This window comes from Leifsonia sp. 10N434 (genome assembly GCF_056394405.1).
In genome coordinates this window covers 69,069-86,131 of the sequence record NZ_JBFTHV010000001.1, presented here as the reverse complement: position 1 = coordinate 86,131, position 17,063 = coordinate 69,069, and the positions used below count along the sequence as shown (strand labels likewise).

At 68.2% G+C, this 17,063-nt stretch carries 14 protein-coding genes and 1 tRNA gene; 11 read left to right on the top strand and 4 right to left on the bottom strand.

The window, feature by feature from the left end; all coding sequences use genetic code 11:
• Positions 1–18: 18 nt before the first annotated feature.
• The 8 genes from AC1DB1_RS00395 to AC1DB1_RS00360 all read left to right on the top strand — a co-directional run bounded on the left by AC1DB1_RS00395 (position 19) and on the right by AC1DB1_RS00360 (position 8,913).
• A complete protein-coding gene (locus AC1DB1_RS00395) occupies positions 19–1,212 on the top strand; it encodes a sensor histidine kinase (RefSeq protein ID WP_477199370.1) in 1,194 nt (397 codons plus the stop codon).
• Positions 1,209–2,423: a hypothetical protein gene (locus AC1DB1_RS00390; protein WP_271177440.1), complete on the top strand. Its 1,215-nt coding sequence runs from the start codon at positions 1,209–1,211 to the stop codon at positions 2,421–2,423. The genes AC1DB1_RS00395 and AC1DB1_RS00390 overlap by 4 nt, the downstream gene beginning before the upstream one ends.
• The gene (locus tag AC1DB1_RS00385; RefSeq protein ID WP_271177439.1) at positions 2,420–3,115 is read left to right on the top strand and encodes a helix-turn-helix transcriptional regulator; all 696 of its coding nucleotides are present in this window, start codon (positions 2,420–2,422) and stop codon (positions 3,113–3,115) included. The genes AC1DB1_RS00390 and AC1DB1_RS00385 overlap by 4 nt, the downstream gene beginning before the upstream one ends.
• Before the next feature lie 97 nt (positions 3,116–3,212).
• A complete protein-coding gene (locus tag AC1DB1_RS00380) occupies positions 3,213–3,878 on the top strand; it encodes a thymidine kinase (RefSeq protein WP_271177438.1) in 666 nt (221 codons plus the stop codon).
• Between the two features lie 3 nt (positions 3,879–3,881).
• Positions 3,882–5,192, top strand: coding sequence for a UDP-glucose dehydrogenase family protein (locus AC1DB1_RS00375; protein ID WP_477199369.1), 1,311 nt, complete (start codon positions 3,882–3,884; stop codon positions 5,190–5,192).
• A gap of 75 nt (positions 5,193–5,267) precedes the next feature.
• On the top strand, positions 5,268–7,121 hold the full coding sequence (locus AC1DB1_RS00370; protein WP_271177436.1) for a DUF4012 domain-containing protein: 1,854 nt from the start codon (positions 5,268–5,270) through the stop codon (positions 7,119–7,121).
• 55 nt (positions 7,122–7,176) lie between these two features.
• Positions 7,177–7,758 (top strand): hypothetical protein, encoded by a 582-nt coding sequence (locus tag AC1DB1_RS00365; RefSeq protein ID WP_271177435.1) that lies wholly within the window; start codon positions 7,177–7,179, stop codon positions 7,756–7,758.
• A 141-nt stretch (positions 7,759–7,899) separates the two neighbouring features.
• Positions 7,900–8,913, top strand: coding sequence for an LLM class flavin-dependent oxidoreductase (locus tag AC1DB1_RS00360; protein WP_477199368.1), 1,014 nt, complete (start codon positions 7,900–7,902; stop codon positions 8,911–8,913).
• A gap of 201 nt (positions 8,914–9,114) precedes the next feature.
• On the opposite strand, the gene AC1DB1_RS00355 is transcribed toward AC1DB1_RS00360, so the two are convergent.
• The 3 genes from AC1DB1_RS00355 to AC1DB1_RS00345 form a co-directional block, all read right to left on the bottom strand.
• Positions 9,115–9,188, bottom strand: a tRNA-Pro gene (locus tag AC1DB1_RS00355).
• 97 nt (positions 9,189–9,285) lie between these two features.
• Entirely contained in the window at positions 9,286–10,269 is a 984-nt protein-coding gene (locus AC1DB1_RS00350; RefSeq protein WP_477199367.1) for a metallophosphoesterase, read from the bottom strand.
• On the bottom strand, positions 10,269–12,821 hold the full coding sequence (locus AC1DB1_RS00345) for a transglycosylase domain-containing protein (protein WP_271177432.1): 2,553 nt from the start codon (positions 12,819–12,821) through the stop codon (positions 10,269–10,271). The genes AC1DB1_RS00350 and AC1DB1_RS00345 overlap by 1 nt, the downstream gene beginning before the upstream one ends.
• Positions 12,822–12,874: 53 nt before the next feature.
• Here AC1DB1_RS00345 and AC1DB1_RS00340 point away from each other — a divergent pair, with 53 nt between their 5' ends.
• A complete protein-coding gene (locus tag AC1DB1_RS00340) occupies positions 12,875–13,042 on the top strand; it encodes a DUF4177 domain-containing protein (RefSeq protein WP_271177431.1) in 168 nt (55 codons plus the stop codon).
• Entirely contained in the window at positions 13,042–13,512 is a 471-nt protein-coding gene (locus tag AC1DB1_RS00335) for a RidA family protein (RefSeq protein ID WP_477199366.1), read from the top strand. Before AC1DB1_RS00340 ends, AC1DB1_RS00335 begins: the two co-directional genes overlap by 1 nt.
• Before the next feature lie 110 nt (positions 13,513–13,622).
• Here AC1DB1_RS00335 and acs read toward each other — a convergent pair whose 3' ends face one another.
• Entirely contained in the window at positions 13,623–15,572 is a 1,950-nt protein-coding gene (gene acs, locus AC1DB1_RS00330; protein WP_477199365.1) for an acetate--CoA ligase, read from the bottom strand.
• Between the two features lie 373 nt (positions 15,573–15,945).
• Between acs and AC1DB1_RS00325 the strand changes: the two genes are divergently transcribed.
• A complete protein-coding gene (locus AC1DB1_RS00325) occupies positions 15,946–16,908 on the top strand; it encodes an ATPase, T2SS/T4P/T4SS family (protein WP_477199364.1) in 963 nt (320 codons plus the stop codon).
• Positions 16,909–17,063 lie beyond the last annotated feature (155 nt).

Here is a 17,063-nt window from a genome sequence, read left to right as displayed (position 1 = left end):
GCGAAGGGGGTGCGTCTCATGTCACTCGGCCTGCCGAGCCATCTGTCGATCCGAGCGAACGCGCGCGCCATCGCGGTCGCCGCCCGCTGGGCCGGCGCGGTCTGCCTCGGCGCAGCGCTCGTCAACGTGGTCGTCTCGAGCGCCGGTTCGGGCGATCGCTACGCCTGGCTGGCGATCCTGGCGCTGGTCCCCATGGTCGGCCTGCTCATCATGCTCGGTCGCCGGCGGACCGTTGCGCTGACCATCGCCTATCTGCTCGTCGGCGCGATCTGCACCTTCTTCTATGTGCTCGCGCTGCTCACCGCCACCCCGAGCTACCACGACACCAACCTGTTCGTGATCGCGCTGCCGATCGTCGCGATGACCCTCGTGGGCGGAACCGGGACGGGCGCGCTGTCGGGGGTGCTGTGGGCGACCGTCGGCTTCGCCCTGGCGGAGGCCGCGGTGTTCTTCGCGGCGACGGTCGCCGGCCGCACGTTCCGCACCGACGCGATCTCGCTCGGCGCCTACCTGCTCCTCATCGGCATCCTGACGTTCGACGGCCTCACCCGTGGGTCCAGGGGCCGCACGCAGTCGGCCATCCACCGGGCGGTTCGCGACATGCGGCTCATCGAGCTGCGCCGCGACCTGATCGCCGACTCGACCGCCGAGCTGCACGACACGGTGCTCAGCGAGCTGCTGGCGATCGCCGGATCGGAGCCGGGTCCGCTCTCACCGCGACTCCGCGAACGGATCGAAGCCGACCTGCTGAGCCTCGGGCGCGACCGGTCGGCCGCGGCCGGCGACGTGCGGCGCGAAGACTGGTACGAGAGCGAACTGCTCGAAGCCGTCGAACTCGCGCGCGACGAGGGTCTGACCGTCGACCTCTCCGGAGAGCGCGGTGCACTCGGACGCCTGAGCGCCGACCGCAGGCGCGCCCTCGGGCTCGCGACCCGGCAGTGCCTGGTGAACGTGCTGAGGCACTCGGGGAGCGCGATCGCCGAGGTCGCCATTTCGGCGTCCGGCGATGTCGTCACGGTGATGGTCGTCGACGAGGGTCATGGCTTCGTCCCGTCGTCCACGGCGTCCGACCGCCTCGGGCTGCGCCAATCGGTGCACGATCGCATCGAGCGGGTCGGCGGCACGGTCACCATCTTCTCGAGTCAGGATGTCGGGACGACGGTGTTGCTCGCCGTGCCGATCGACCACGACGAAGAGGCGATCGCATCGTGAGCGCGCTCGACGACGCCGCGATCATGCGGCTGCGGACCAACCCGCTCGAACGCACCCCCCAGCGTCTCGACCCGCTCGGGGCGCAGTCCGCCTGGCTGCTGGTGCCCGTGCTGAGCGTGATCTCCCTGACGTACGCCGTGTACTCGACCGTGTCGCATGCGGCACAGATCGTGCATCCGTCACTGGCCTGGTGGGCGATCATCGTGCTCGCGGTCGGGGGAGTCGTCTATTCGCTGCGATCGTATCCGGGGCTCGCGCCGTTCGGGCGGTGGTCGCATCTGTCGGTGGTCGCCGTGACCGTCGTCGCCGCCTGTCTGTTCACGGCGTCGATGTGGGGGCACAATGAGCGCATCCAAGACGACTGGGGTCAGATCGCTGTCGCGCTCGTCGTCACCACAATGAGCCTGTACCGCCCGATCTCCGAGGTCATCTCGGTCGCGGCGGTCGCAGCGGTGATCCTGGGCATCGCGGCAGCAGTGCAGGCCCCCTTCCTGACGATCACCAACGCCTCCCTCGTGTACGCCTCGGTCGCGGCGACACCGATCATCGCGCTCGCCTGCGGCGGGGCCGGTTACGCGTGGACGATGACGGGCGAGACGCTCGCCTGGCGCGAAGTCGCGCGCGACGGGCAGGCGCGTTTGGAACCGGAGCTCCGCGACACCGCGCAGCGCATGGTGAGTCAGGAGACCAACACCACTCTCAATGAGGCGACGGCTCCGTTCCTGGCGGCGGTGCTGGAACGCGGCGAGATCACCGCGGCCGATGCGGAACGCGCGCGCGACCTGGCGACGGCGCTGCGCAACGCGTCGATCGCCGCCGTCGACCGCACCTGGCTGGGTGAAGCGCTCGCGCAGGCCCTGGCAGCGCGCGGGGAGGATCCGCGCGCCGTGCCCGACTCGTCGCGGGTCTCCGACCCGGATCGGCTCGAGCGCGCGCTGAGCGACGAGCAGCGGGCCATCGTCGGTGCGATCATCAGCACCGTCGCCAAGCTTCCGTCCCTGGATCCCGCATCGGTGCGGATCGCCGCCGCCGACCCGTCGCATCCGGCCTTCGCGCTCACCTGCCGCACCGCGGAGCCGCGGCGGCAGCTCCGGCGCGAGCTGCTCCCGTTCCTCAGCGCGCTGCGCTCCGTCGGGCTGAATGCGTCCCTCCACCTCGCCGGTGACGAACTGACGCTGCGTTTCTCGTACCCTGGAGGCGAGAACCGATGAGTACAGCACCCTCCGAAACCCCCGCCCCACCGATCCGCCTCGCCCTCCTCGACGACCACGAACTCCTGCTCGACAGCCTCGCCAGCTGGATCGAGAAGCATGCGCCGGAGTTCGATCTCGTCCTGCGCGCGAGCACCTGGCTCGAGCTGGTGCACAGCGACGCGTTCCCCACCGACCTGGTCATCATGGACCTGCAGCTGCGGGAGTCCGTCTCGATCGGGGCCCGCGTGCGCACCTGCCGGGCGGCGGGTGCCAAAGTGATCGTGCTCAGCGCGATGGACACGCAGGACGACCGGGATGCGGCACTCGCCGCGGGCGCGGTCGCCTACCTCACGAAGACGCAGCCGATGAGCGAGGTGCTGGAGGCCGCGCTCGCCGCGATGGGCCGCGGTCCGGCGGGTTCCGCAGAGGGTGGCGCTGTGTCGTCGAAGGCTCCCGAGACGGCCTGGCGACCCCGGCCGATCATTCCGGAAGCCCAGAAGCCCCACCTCAGCGATGGCGAGCGGCACGCGCTCACGCTCTACGCGGACGGTCGCACGACATCCGAGGTCGCACGCGAGATGAACGTGCAGTACGAGACGGCGAAGACCTACCTGCGCCGGGTCCGCGAGAAGTACGGAAAGGTCGGACGCCACACGAGTTCGAGAGCGGATCTCATCCGGCGCGCGGCAGAAGACGGGTATCTGACCTGACGCCACCGGTGCCTGCAGTGCCGGCGGTGCCTGCGGTGCCTTCGGTGCCTGCCCGGCGTTGAACCGAGCAGTCTGTACGACCGAATAGGATCGTCTGGTGGCAAAACTCTATTTCCGGTATGGAGCGATGAACAGCGGTAAGAGCACCGCGATGCTTCAGGCCGCCTACAACTACGAAGAGCGCGGTCACCGTGTGCTCCTCACCAAGCCGTCGATCGACACCAAGGGCGACCTCGGCATCCTGTCGCGCCTCGGCGTCACGCGCGAGGTCGACTTCCTGATCGCGCCGGAGACCGACGCCTACGGCAAGTTCCAGCAGCACCGCGAACGCACCATCAAGCGCTACGACCGCGATGTGAGCGCGCTGCTCGTCGATGAGGCGCAGTTCCTCACCGAAGGTCAGGTCGACGACCTGCTGCGCATCGCGCTTCTCGAGAACATCCCCGTGCTCGCCTACGGCATCCGCACCGACTTCCAGACGGTCGCGTTCCCCGGCAGCAGGCGACTGCTCGAGATCGCCCACAGTCTCGAAGAGCTCAAGACGATCTGCCGTTGCGGCCGCAAGGCGATCTTCAATGCGCGCAAGATCGACGGAGTGTTCGTGTTCGACGGCGACCAGGTCGCCATCGACGGAGCCTCCGTCAGCTACGAATCACTCTGCGGCGCCTGCTACCTGCAGGAGAGCCAGGGAGTGCTGAACAACGGACGATGGCCTTTGGAGAGTGCAGTGTATTCGAGCGAACCCGACGCGGACTTCAGCTGAACCATGAAGATCTCAGTCATCGGATGCGGCTACCTCGGAGCCGTGCACGCGGCCTCCATGGCCGAAATGGGTCACGACGTCGTCGGAATCGACGTGGACGAAGCGAAGATCGCGCAGCTGGCAGCGGGAACGGCACCGTTCTTCGAGCCGGGTCTGCCAGAGATCCTGCGTGCGGGACTGGCCTCGGGCCGGTTGCGATTCAGCACCGACTTCGCCGACGCCGCGAGCGCTGATGTGCACTTCGTCGCGGTGGGCACGCCTCAGGTGGCGGGCGGCGACGCGGCCGACATGCGTTACGTCGACGCGGCCTTCTCCTCGCTCCTCGCCCACGCCAAGTCCGGCGACCTCCTGGTCGGCAAGAGCACGGTGCCGGTCGGGACGGCGGCCAGGCTCGCCGACCTCGTCGCATCGACGGTGCCCGGCGCGACGCTGGTCTGGAACCCCGAGTTCCTCCGCGAGGGTTTCGCGGTTCAGGACACGATCCAGCCGGATCGCCTCGTCTACGGCGTTCCGGAGGGGGCTGCCGGGGAGCACGCGGCGCGCGTGCTCGACAAGGTGTACGCGAGCGCAGTATCCGAGGGCACTCCCGTGATCGTCGCCGACTACGCCACGGCCGAACTGGTGAAGGTGTCGGCGAACGCGTTCCTGGCCACCAAGATCTCGTTCATCAACGCGATGGCCGAGATCGCCGAGGTCACCGGAGCCGATGTCACGAAGCTCGCCGACGCCATCGGCCACGACGCCCGCATCGGCCGCCGCTTCCTCAACGCGGGGGTCGGGTTCGGCGGCGGGTGCCTGCCGAAGGACATCCGCGCCTTCAGCGCCCGGGCTCGCGAGCTGGGCAAGGGCGAGGCGATCGCCTTCCTCGACGAGGTCGACAAGATCAACCTGCGCCGCCGCACCCGCGTGGTGCAGCTCGCCTCCGAGGCCGTCGGCGGCGACCTGGCCGGCAAGCGGATCGCCATGCTCGGCCTGGCGTTCAAGCCGCATTCCGACGACGTGCGCGACTCGCCGGCACTCGACGTGTCGATGAAGCTCGCCGACGCGGGTGCCGACGTCGTCGCGACGGACCCGCAGGCGATCGAGCGTGCCCGGATGCTGGCGCCGCACTTGACCTACGAGTCGTCGATCGAGGAGACGCTCCGCGGCGCCGACGTCGTCGTGCTGCTCACCGAGTGGCCCGAGTTCGTCGGTCTCGACCCGGTGGCGGTCGGCTCCCTCGTGGCGGGCAAGCGCGTGATCGACGGGCGCAACAGCCTCGACCCCGCCGCCTGGCGCGAGGCCGGCTGGGAGTACCGCGGCCTGGGGCGCTGAGCGCCCTCTTACGCGTCCCCGGTTTGGGGGTATGAAAACCTCACCCAAAAAGTGAGGAATTGTTAGATTAGTCGTATGGCGACCGACGGTCTCACTCCAGCAGGCCCCGGCGGGCCCTCCCGCCGCCGCCCGAACACGCGTCGCATCGTGGGCTGGTCGATCGCTTTCGTCGTGCTCATACTCCTCATCATCGTCGCCTGGGTGAGCATCCGGGGGCTCATGGCGAAGCGCGAGCTCGACAGTGCCGCGCCGTACGTCAGGACCGTGCAGGCGTCCATCACGACCGGTGACACGGCCGCCGCTGCCACAGCTGCAGAGCACCTGCGTGGCCATGCGGCGCAGGCGGCCTCGCTCACCGGGGATCCGGTCTGGCGCGTGGTCGAAATCGTCCCGGGCATCGGCCAGAACCTCTCGGCCGTGCGCACGGCGGCCGCCGCGACCGACACGCTCGCGACCCGGGTGATCGCGCCGCTCGTGAGCGTCGCAAAGGATGCCGACCCGTCGCGGATCAAGCCCGTCAACGGGGCGATCGACCTCACCCCGCTCGAACGCGCGCAGCCGGTGGTGGAACGGGCGCAGATCGCCTTCCACGAGGCGGAGGCGTCGGTCGACGGTATCGACGTTGACGCCACCATCGGGCCGGTGCATGACGCCGTGAAGCACCTGAGAGGCATGCTCGAGAACGCGGCGCCGGCCGTCGACGCCGTCGGCAACTCCGCGCGCCTCCTGCCGGCGATGCTCGGTGCCGACGGTCAGCGCAGCTATCTCCTTCTCGCTCAGAACCCCGCCGAACTGCGGGCGACGGGCGGGCTGATCGGCGCGCTCGCGCTGATCCGAGCGGACCACGGCAAGATCTCGCTGATCTCGCAGGCGTCGGGTTCGAGCTTCCGGCCGCTTGCCCAGCCGATCGCGGTCGTCCCCGCCTCGTCGACGGGGCTGTACGGACCGTTCCTCGCGAACGCGATCCAGGCGGTCAACCTGACCCCGGACTTCCCGCTGGCGGCGAAGAACGTGTCTGCGCTCTGGACGGCCAAGTTCGGCGGGAAGATCGACGGCGTGCTCACCATCGATCCTGTGGCGCTGAGCTATCTGCTCAAGGCGACCGGTCCCGTCCCGTTGTCGACCGGCGACATGCTCTCTGCTTCCAACGCGGTTCAGCTGCTGCTCAGCGATGTCTACCGCCGCTGGAGCGATCCCGCCCAGCAGGATGCCTTCTTCGCGTCCGCAGCCGGGTCCGTGTTCAGTGCTGTGGCCTCGGGGTCGGCGGACGGCACGGAGCTCGTCAAGGCGCTGGCCCAGGCCGGGGGAGACCACCGGATGCTCATCTGGAGCGCCCACGCCGCCGAGGAGAAGGTGCTCGCGTCGACCACGCTCGCGGGGCGACTGCCGGAGTCTGATCCGTCGACCGCGGGCATCGGCGTCTACTTCAACGACGCGACCGGCGCCAAAATGGACTACTACCTGACGGCGTCCGTCGCGGCAGGCACTGCTCTCTGCCGCACCGACGGCACCCCGTCCACGCAGGTCAGGGTCACCCTCGCCAACAACGCTCCGGCCGATGCGGCGACGACTCTGCCGGCGTACGTCACCGGCAACGGCTACTTCGGGCTCGCTCCCGGGAACATCCGTACCCGGGTGGCCGTGTACGGCCCCGAGGGCGGTCTGCTGACGGCCACCCGCAGTGGCGATGTCAACTACCCGACGATCGCCGGTACCGACGATCAGCGGCCGGTCAGCGTGTTCACGGTGGATCTCGCGCCCGGTCAGTCGAAGACGGTCACCGTCGATCTGCTCAACATGAAGCAGACCGAGACGGGGATGTCGCTCACGATCACGCCGACCCTCCACGCGGCTCGAACCACGGCTTCCACCCCCGGTATGGGGGGCGCGTCGGTCATTGCTCTCGATTGCGGCGACACGGTAAAATGAGCAATATTCACGTTCAAACCCTCCGGTGATACGCCGGACTGCGAAAGGCTTCGAAATGGCCAAGAAACTCCTGGCGGCACTGATCGTCGGTGCTGCCGTCGCCCTCGCGGCACCGGCAGCAGCAAATGCCGCACCGGAGACGGCGGGCGGCACCTGCAGCATCAGCCCAACCACCGTCCCGGCCGGCGGCACCACGACCCTGACCTGTGAAGACGGCACGTTCGGCGCCAACGAGTCCGTGGCCTACACGGTCTCGGGCGAGAACGGCGCGGACGCCTCCCTCGCCTCGTACCGCACGTCGGTGGGCTCCGCTCACGCCACTAAGGCCGCGTCCAGCACCGGAGGCTCGGTGCTGCAGATCACGGTGCCGAGCGACGCGAGCGGCGCGTACACGGTGACGGGAACGGGCGCGTCCAGCCACGCGGAAGCCGCGGCGACCGTCACGGTCATCCCGGCCGACACGGCGGCCGGCGCATCCAGCACCGGGTCCTCGAGCACGTCGAGCGGGAGCAGCATCGCCTCGACGGGCTCCATCGTCGCCGGCTACCTCGCCTGGGTCGGCGGAGGACTGATCGTCGCGGGCCTGATCGCCCTCGCCATCATCGCGGCGGTCCGCCGTCGTCACGCCAACTCCTGACACGTACCTGCGAATCACACGCCGACGCCCTTCCCGCAGCTCGCGGGGAGGGCGTTCGCGTCACGATGTCGGAATGGTCCGAACCGTCGGAATCATCCGAACCGTCGGAATCATCCGGGCGCCTGCCCGGTTGCCATAGAGGTGAGTACCGAGTCCCGCATCCCCCTGAACGTCCTCGACCTGGCCAGCCGCCCCCACGGCGGTAGCAACGCGGATGCCGTCGCCGGCACCATCCGCCTCGCACAAGCCGCGGAGTCCCTCGGCTACCAGCGCTTCTGGGTCGCCGAGCACCACGGGATGCCCGCGATCGCGTCGAGCGCTCCCGCCGTGCTGATCGCCGGCATCGCGGGCGCGACATCGCGCATCCGGGTCGGCAGCGGGGGAGTGATGCTCCCCAACCACGCGCCGCTGGTGGTCGCCGAGCAGTTCGGCACGCTGCGTGCCCTCTACGGCGACCGCATCGACCTCGGCATCGGGCGCGCGCCCGGCACCGACGGGGCGACGGCGATGGCGCTGCGCCGCAGCACGGAGGGCCTCGGCGTCGAGGACTTCCCTCAGCAGTTGCTCGACCTCTTCGGCTTCTTCTACGGCGGCATGAGCGACGCCAACCCCCTGCACAGCATCACGGCGGTGCCGGGGCTCGGAGACGCGCCGCAGATGTGGCTGCTCGGCTCGAGCGGATACAGCGCGCAGGTCGCTGCGGCGCTGGGGCTGCCCTTCGCCTTCGCGCACCACTTCGCGGGCGACAACACCGAGGCGGCCCTCGACCTGTACCGCTCGCGGTTCGAGCCGAGCGACATCCTGCGTGAGCCGCACTCGATGATCGCCGTCAACGTGATCTCCGACGAAGACCCGGAGCGGGTGCGAGCCCTGTCGCTGCCGGGCCAGCTCTCGTTCCTCCGGATGCGCCAGGGGGCGAAGCCGCAGCCGGTCAGCATCGAGGAGGCACTCGCCTACGAGTTCTCGCCGATGGAGGAGGAGTTCATCGCGTCCCGCAACGCGCGCCAGGCGATCGGCACGCCCGACGAGGTGAGGACCCGGCTGGATGCGCTGCTCGCCTCGACCGGCGTCGACGAGCTGATGGTGTCATCAGGCGCGGCGACGATCGAGGGGCGCGTGCGCTCGCTCGAGATCGTGGCCGACGTTCTCGGCTGAGGCCGGCGCCCGGGGCCCCTCGCGGCGGGGGCCCCGATAGACACCAGCGTCGGGGTGCGCCCCGCGCGCTCCCCCGAACCCCGCTTCGCGGCGCCCGGGGCCCCTCGCGGCGGGGACCCCAATTGACACCAGCGAGCATGGTTAGAGACAGATAGAGGCGGGTCGCTGGGCGACCCGCCTCTATCTGTCTCTAACCATGCGTCGGGGTGACAGGATTTGAACCTGCGACCTCTTCGTCCCGAACGAAGCGCGCTACCAAGCTGCGCCACACCCCGATGGCCCGAGGGCCTCAATAAGAATACACGAGCCTGAGGGGGATCGCTGACCACTCGAGGCTCGAAGTGGGTGCCGACCGGCGTCAGCTCGGCGGCCTCACACTGACGGCGTCAGAGTGACCAGCGTCGCCTCCGGACGGCACGCGAAACGCACCGGCGCGTAGATCGACGTTCCGAGGCCGGCGGAGACGTTGAGGAACGCCGAACGGAACGCATGCCGCCAGATGCTGAGGCCCTTCACCTGCGAGCGAGGGATGTCGCAATTGGTGACGAGTGCACCGAAACCGGGAACGCACACCTGGCCGCCGTGCGTGTGGCCGGCGAAGATCATCGACGCACCGTAGGTGACGAACGCGTCCAGCACCCGGCGGTACGGCGAGTGGGTGACGCCGATCGTGACGGTGCCGCGCTCGGCACGTGGGGCATCCTCCGGCCAGGTCGCGTCGTCGGAGTACGGGTCGTTCTCCCGCAGCTCGTCCAGCGCGCCGGGGATGGCCTCGACCCGGTCGAACCGGATGTGCGGATCGTTCACTCCGAAGAACTCGAGGTGGGTCCCTTTGATCTCGATCGCACCTGCGGCGTTGTTGAGGTTCACCCAGCCGAGGCCGTCGAAGTACGACGTCAGCGCCGCGTTGTCGAGACGCGGAGCGGTTGACGAACCGCTCTTCGACGGCCCTGTGAAGTACTTGAGGGGGTTCTTGAGCTGCGGACCGAAGTAGTCGTTCGACCCGTGCACGTACACTCCCGGAACGCCGCGGAACGGCTCGAAGGAGCGCTCGATACCCGTCAGCCCATCGGCGTGGCCGAGGTTGTCGCCGGTGTCCACGATGAGATCGGGCTCGAGGTCGGCGAGGCTGCGGATCCACTCCTGCTTGTCATGCTGCCACGGCGCCATGTGCAGATCGGAGAGGTGCAGCACCCGGATCGGCGCGGAGCCGGCCGGGAGCACGGGCACCAAGACGCGTCGCAATGTGTAGAGCTTGCGCTCGACGAGCGAGCCCCAGGCGAACGCGGCGGCACCGGCCGCGGCGAACACCGCGAGTGCGGTGCCCGCCGCGTGCAGACCGGAAGCGCGGGCCACTACTTCTTCGGCCCTGGGCTCGGTGTCGAATCGGCGGCCTTCAAGGTCAGCTTGACCTTCGACCCCTTCTTCACGGCTGTTCCGGCGGCGGGTGACATCGACTTCACGATACTGTCGCCGTTTCCCTCGCCGGAGAACGATACATCGAAGCCTGCGAGCGCCGCCTGGGCGTCGGAAGCCTTCTTGCCGACCACATCGGGCAGTGCGACGAGCGCGCCGTTGCTGGTGTAGACGGTCACGATCGCGCCCTTGCTGACGCTGGAGCCTGCGGCGGGATCGCTGATCGCGACGGTGCCGGCCGGCTGCACGCCATCACGCTGACCGCCGTCGGCGAACTCCAGCCCGAGACCGTTCAGCGTCGTCTTCGCCTCGGCGGGGGACTTGCCGGCGAGATCAGGGATCGTCACCTGGATGCCGCGCAGGAGCGTGCTTCCGGGCTGCGGGAAGTCGTCGCCGCCGTACTTGCCATTGGCGGTGCGCATGATGTCCTGGATGATCGGGTTGCGGAGGGTCGACGCGAGCATCCCGCTCTCATAGAACGAGCGGAGCGACACGTGACCGTCGATGTTGCCGGTCCACGAGGCGGCGGCGACCTTGGTGCTGGACTCGACCAGCCAGAGCTGCTCGTTGTCCTCGGACGTACCGGTCTTGCCGAGAACGTCGATGCCGTCTCCGAGCGCGGAGCTCGACGCGGTTCCGCTCGTGACCACTCGCTTGAGGGCGAAGGCCATCGCCGCGGCCACCTCAGGACTCACCGCTGATTTGCATGTCGACTTGGGCACGGCCTTCGCCTTGCCCTCGGCGTCGAGGATGCGGTCGATCGCGACCGGCGTGCACGCCACGCCCTTGTTGGCGACGGCGGCGTACGCGGTCGCCATCGTGAGCGGGGCGACCTCGTTGGTGCCGAGGACGCTCGACGGGTTCTCGCCGAGCGGCTTGCCGTCGGCGCGGTGCACGTCGAACGCCTGAGCGGTCTTCATGATCTCGCACAGGTCGAGCTGGTGCGCCATGGCAACGAATGCCGTGTTGATCGACAGCTCCGTCGCCTCGATCGCCGAGCGGATGCCTTCCTCGCCGCCGGAGTCGTTGGTCGGCTTGTAGGGGCCGCCGTACTGCGTCGGGCAGGTGTTGGGGAAGCTCGACTGGTCGTAGGTGCGGATGTTCGCGTTGACCGTCTCATAGAGCGAGTGGCCCTGCTTCAGCCACTCGGCCAGGGTGAACGCCTTGTACGTCGATCCGACCGAGAACCCGGTCGAGCCGCCGTACGCGTAGTCGGTGTTCCAGTTGACGGCCGTCGCGCCCGGGTTCTTGGCGAGGACCTCGGGGTCCTGGCTGAAGTCCCTGCTCTGCGCCATGAACAGCACACGTCCGGTGCCCGGCTGCACGCCGACCGCGGACGAGCCCAGGTTGGCGTTGGTGCTGACCTTCGGCACGCGCGAGTGGATGGCGTTCTCCGCGGTTGCCTGGAGGTCCATGTCGAGCGTGGTGTAGATCTTGTAGCCGCCGCGGTTGAAGTTCGAGGCGCGGTCATCCTGGGTGGCGCCGAACGACGGGTCGTTCAGGATGATGCGCTGCACGTAGTCGCAGAAGTACGCGGCACCCGCGGCGGTCTGACAGCCGCGCACCGACGGCGTGATCTTGGGGACCACCGGCGTCTTGATCGCCAGGTCGTACTGCGCCTTGGTCAGCTTCTTGTACTGGTACATCTTGGTGAGGATGTAATCGCGGCGGTCTTTGTTGGCCTTGTAGCCGTTCGCCTTGCCGTTGGTCTTGCTGTCGGGCATGTCGATCTTGAGCGAGGTCGGCTCGTTGACCATCGCCACCAGGCTCGCGGCCTGAGCCGGCGTGAGCTGGATGGCCTTCACTCCGAAGTAGTACCGGGCAGCGGCTTCGATGCCGTAGACCGAGCCGCCGAAGCCGGCGATGTTGAGGTATCCCGCGAGGATCGTGTCCTTCGAGTACTTCTTCTCGATGCCGATCGCGTACTTCATCTCCTTGACCTTGCGGTCGGGCGATACACCTGTGGAGTCGTCGACACAGGTCTGGTAAGCGACCTTGTCCTCCTTGGTCTTGACCGACTTCGCCTCGCACTTCTGCAGCAGCACGTTCTTCACGTACTGCTGAGTGATCGAGGAGCCGCCCTGCACGTCGTGTCCGACGACGGTGGAGAGGACACCGCGGATGGTGCCCTGGACGTCGACACCGCCGTGGCTGTAGAAGCGCGGGTCCTCGCCGGCGATCGCGGCGTCTTTCGCGGCCTGCGAGATCTTGTCGAAGGTGACGGGCAGACGGTTCTGCGCGTAGAACGTGGCGAGGGCGACGTCTTGCGCGCCCTTCTTGGCGTAGATCGTGGTGGGCTGCGCGAGCTGGTCGATCTGAAGGTACTCGGGAAGACCCTCGAAGACGCCGATGCTGTCGTTGGCGGCCATGCCGGTGACCGCGATTGCGGGGGTCACGGCAGCCGTCACCAGAAGTCCCGCGACGGCACTCATGCCGACGAACGCGAAGAGCGCTCCGAGCAGACCTCTAGCCTGGGGTTTTTGGGCAGACATAAGATCAAGGGTAGGTGACGAACCTGACAAACCCCCTGAACGCAAGGAGCACAATGCCGCGCTGGGAATACCTCACGACCCCTCTCATGATCCACAACACCGCCGCCATCCTCAACAACTGGGGCTCAGAGGGGTGGGAACTCGTCCAGGTCGTGACGGGTCCCGAGGGCGGCCTGGTCGCCTACCTCAAGCGCCAACTGAGCGACGAGGCGGACGCCTGATGGCCGCGATCGAGGCTCGCCTGGCCGAGCTCGGCATCGACCTCCCGGATGTGGTGCCGCCCGTCGCCGCCTACACGCCCGCCGTCGTGGATGGCTCGCACGTCTACACGTCCGGTCAGCTGCCGATGGTCTCCGGCGCGCTGCCGGCGACGGGCAAGGTGGGCGACGGCCACGGCCTGGTGCCCGCCGACGACGCCAAGGCGTACGCGCGCATCTGCGCCCTGAACGCGCTGGCGGCGGCCAAGAGCGTCATCGGCTCGCTCGACCGGGTGACCCGCGTCGTCAAGGTCGTCGGCTTCGTCGCGTCCGAGCCGTCGTTCACGGGCCAGCCCGGCGTCATCAACGGCGCCTCCGAGGTCCTCGGCGAGATCTTCGGCGACGCCGGGGTGCACGCCCGCTCGGCCGTCGGCGTCGCTGTGCTGCCGCTCGACTCGCCCGTCGAGGTGGAGTTGATCCTCGCCTTCGAGTGAGCACGTGACGACACTGAGCACGTCACGACACTGAGCACGTCACGACAGTGAGAAGGGGCGGTGGCATCGATCGATGCCACCGCCCCTTCCACCGTGCCGGTGCGAGCGTCCTACGAGAGCTTGGCCTGGATCGAGCTCATCACGGCCGTGTCGGCCAGGGTCGTGGTGTCGCCGACTTCCCGGCCTTCCGCCACGTCGCGCAGCAGACGTCGCATGATCTTGCCCGACCGCGTCTTCGGCAGCTCCGTCACGATGAAGATGTCGCGTGGTCGCGCGATGGCTCCGATCTGCTCGGACACGTGCTTGCGCAGCACCGCCGCGATATCCGTCGCCTCGGCCGCCTCGAGCTGATTCTGCTTGATGATCACGAACGCCACGACGGCCTGGCCGGTGGTCTCGTCGGCGGCTCCGACGACCGCGGCCTCTGCCGTCATCGGATGCGCGACGAGCGCCGACTCGATCTCAGCGGTCGACAGACGGTGACCGGAGACGTTCATCACGTCGTCCACGCGGCCGAGGAGCCAGATGTCGCCCTCCTTGTCGTAGCGCGCTCCGTCTCCGGCGAAGTATTTGTCGCCGAACTTCTCCCAGTACGTCTCCTTGAAGCGCTCCGGGTCTCCCCAGATGCCGCGCAGCATGCTCGGCCACGGCTCGGTGGCGACGAGCAGACCGCCCTGGTCTTTGCCGACCGGCGTGCCGGTCTCGTCGAGGATGTCGATCGAGATGCCGGGCAGCGGCACCTGCGCGGACCCGGGCTTGAGGGTGGTCACGCCGGGGAGGGCCGAGATCATGATCGCGCCCGTCTCGGTCTGCCACCAGGTGTCGACGATGGGGGTGGAGGTGCCGCCGACCACCTCTCGGTACCACATCCACGCCTCGGGGTTGATGGGCTCGCCCACCGATCCGAGCACCCGCAGGCTCGACAGGTCGAAGCCCTGGGGGATTTGCCGGCCGAGCTTCATGAACGACCGGATGGCCGTGGGAGCGGTGTAGAAGATCGAGACCTTGTACTTCTCGATCAGTTCCCACCAGCGGCCAGGATGCGGCGTGTCCGGCGTTCCCTCGTAGAGCACCTGGGTGGCGCCGTTGGCCAGTGGGCCGTAGACGACGTAGCTGTGTCCCGTGATCCAGCCGACGTCGGCGCTGCACCAGTAGACATCCGACTCGGGGTGCAGGTCGAACACGTTCTTGTGGGTGAAGGCGACCTGCGTGAGGTAGCCGCCCGAGGTGTGCAGGATGCCCTTCGGCTTACCGGTCGTGCCGCTGGTGTAGAGGATGAACAGCGGGTTCTCGGCCGGGAACGCCTTTGCGACGTGGTCGGCGTCGACCTGCGCGATCTCGTCGTGCCACCAGAGGTCGCGCCCCTCGGTCCACTCCACGTCGTTCTCGCCGCGCTTGACGACGAGCACATGCTCGACGGTCGACTCGCCCGTCGCGAGCGCAGCATCCACGGCGTTCTTGAGCGGGAAGACCTTGCCTTTGCGCCAGCCGCCGTCCGCGGTGATCACGAGCTTCGCCTCGGCGTCGTCGATGCGGGAGCGCAGGCTCTCCGCGCTGAAGCCGCCGAAGACGACCGAGTGCACAGCGCCGATGCGCGCGACGGCGAGCATGGCGATGACCGCCTCGGGGATCATCGGCAGGTAGATGGCGACCCGGTCGCCGGCACGCACGCCCAGGCTGGTGAGCAGGTTCGCCGCCTTCTTCACCTCTGCGGTGAGTTCGGCGTAGGTGATGGAGCGGCTGTCGCCCGGCTCACCCTCCCAGTGGATGGCGACCCGGTCGCCGTTGCCGGCGAGTACGTGACGGTCGAGGCAGTTGTACGCGACGTTCAGCTCGCCGTCGTCGAACCACTTCGCGAACGGGGGGTTGCTCCAGTCGAGGGTCCGCGTGAACGGCGTGTGCCAGTGCACGAGCTCGCGCGCCTGGTCGGCCCAGAAGCCGAGCCGGTCGGCGGCCGCGCGCTCGTAGAGCTCGGCGGTGGCGACGGCATTCTGGGTGAATTCGTCGCTCGGCGCGAAGCGCCGTGTTTCGTGGAGCAGGTTGTCGATTGTGTTGCTCATGGGGAGTCTTTTCGCTCCTTTGCGATGCTGTTCTGACGGGTCGTGGCGCGACAATGCCTGACTCTACAACCACGCGGTGAAGCGGTTTGAACAGACTTGCGTTTGCATCGATTCTGCGTACACTAGAGCACGGCCGAATTTTTAATTCTGGCGTGCGGTGCAAACGATTCCCCCCAATCATGCACCGCAGTGGCCGCACCTGTTCCCCCCAATAGGTGCGGCCCCCCTTTTTTAACCGGACGGTTCCTCCGCGCCGGAGTCGCGCGGGCGACGGAGCCCCTGTGCCTCCTCCACAACGGCGGGCAACGCCGGTGTTTCCACCGATCCGCGTGCGATCGACCGGATGCGTGGAGCGGGTTCGTAGCGTCGCTCTATGAAGCGTCGTTCGAAGCCTCGATACCCTTCCGCCATCACTCCGCCGGCCTCACCGGCTACGCGGTTCGCGCCGTCGATCGACCGCGCAGCCGACACGGCGGTGGGCGTCGGATCGGGCCCTCCCAGCGTTACCGCATATGACGCACGCGCACCCCGGCCCGAGCGGCCACCGGATCGTGCTCGTACCCACGCCCGCGACGCCCGCACGCCCTGGCAGACGTTCGGCCCGCTCGCGCCCTACCTGCTGCGCGACGGCGTCACCGATCTGTTCGTGAACGGCGCGGGGGAGCTCTGGGGCGACGGAGGGCCGCGCGGGCTCCGACGACTCGAGGGATGGCTGGCCGACGAGCAGGCCACGAGGGAGCTTGCGGTTCGGCTCATCGCCCGCGGCGGCCGGCACATCGACGAGGCGAGCCCGTTCGTCGACGTCCGGCTGGAGGGGGGAGTGCGTGTGCACGCGGTTCTGCCGCCCGTGTCCACGCGCGGCACCGTGCTCTCCATCCGGATCCCGAGCGAGCACCAGCCGCATCTGCCCGACCTGGTCGAGAACGGATCGATACAGCCCGCGCAGCACGAGGTGCTCTGCCGAGCGATCCTGGCGCGCACCAACATGCTGATCACCGGTGCCGGCGGCACGGGCAAGACGACCCTGCTCGCGGCGCTGCTCTCGCACGCCTCAGTGCAGGAGCGTCTCGTTGTGATCGAAGACGTCGCCGAGCTCGACTTATGTATGGCTGTCAACAACTATTTGCTCCTACATGAGTCGAAACATAACCAGGCAGGAGTGAGGCACGAGAGTCACGTTGCGTTGATGTTGCGATGTCGGTTGGCTGACAAAGGAGCGGTTCGGGGGGTCGCAAACGCGTGCCTCGTCCTCTTTGAGGGGCAACACGAAAAGAAGCCGAGCTGGCCCGCTCCTAGCGAATTTCGATTGGCTGAGATCCCACCGGTACAGCCGTAGAAGCCCCGGTGAGATGAGGGGTTTTCTGGATTCAAGCTGGTTGCGTGGGAGTAGAAATGGTGCGGTTTGGGTGGGCTGATCACCGCGGGACCGCGCAAAGCGCACAACGCTTCGATGTGGGATTGCTTTGGATCGAGGCTTCCTCGCGTCCGGCT

What these genes read in the sequence shown, in the direction of transcription:
- AC1DB1_RS00395 (WP_477199370.1), top strand. Translation starts at nt 19, where the DNA reads ATGTCACTCGGCCTGCCGAGCCATCTGTCGATCCGAGCGAACGCGCGC.
- AC1DB1_RS00385 (WP_271177439.1), top strand. Translation starts at nt 2,420, where the DNA reads ATGAGTACAGCACCCTCCGAAACCCCCGCCCCACCGATCCGCCTCGCC.
- AC1DB1_RS00375 (WP_477199369.1), top strand. Translation starts at nt 3,882, where the DNA reads ATGAAGATCTCAGTCATCGGATGCGGCTACCTCGGAGCCGTGCACGCG.
- AC1DB1_RS00370 (WP_271177436.1), top strand. Translation starts at nt 5,268, where the DNA reads ATGGCGACCGACGGTCTCACTCCAGCAGGCCCCGGCGGGCCCTCCCGC.
- AC1DB1_RS00365 (WP_271177435.1), top strand. Translation starts at nt 7,177, where the DNA reads ATGGCCAAGAAACTCCTGGCGGCACTGATCGTCGGTGCTGCCGTCGCC.
- AC1DB1_RS00345 (WP_271177432.1), bottom strand. Translation starts at nt 12,821, where the DNA reads ATGTCTGCCCAAAAACCCCAGGCTAGAGGTCTGCTCGGAGCGCTCTTC.
- AC1DB1_RS00340 (WP_271177431.1), top strand. Translation starts at nt 12,875, where the DNA reads ATGCCGCGCTGGGAATACCTCACGACCCCTCTCATGATCCACAACACC.
- AC1DB1_RS00335 (WP_477199366.1), top strand. Translation starts at nt 13,042, where the DNA reads ATGGCCGCGATCGAGGCTCGCCTGGCCGAGCTCGGCATCGACCTCCCG.
- acs (WP_477199365.1), bottom strand. Translation starts at nt 15,572, where the DNA reads ATGAGCAACACAATCGACAACCTGCTCCACGAAACACGGCGCTTCGCG.
- AC1DB1_RS00325 (WP_477199364.1), top strand. Translation starts at nt 15,946, where the DNA reads ATGAAGCGTCGTTCGAAGCCTCGATACCCTTCCGCCATCACTCCGCCG.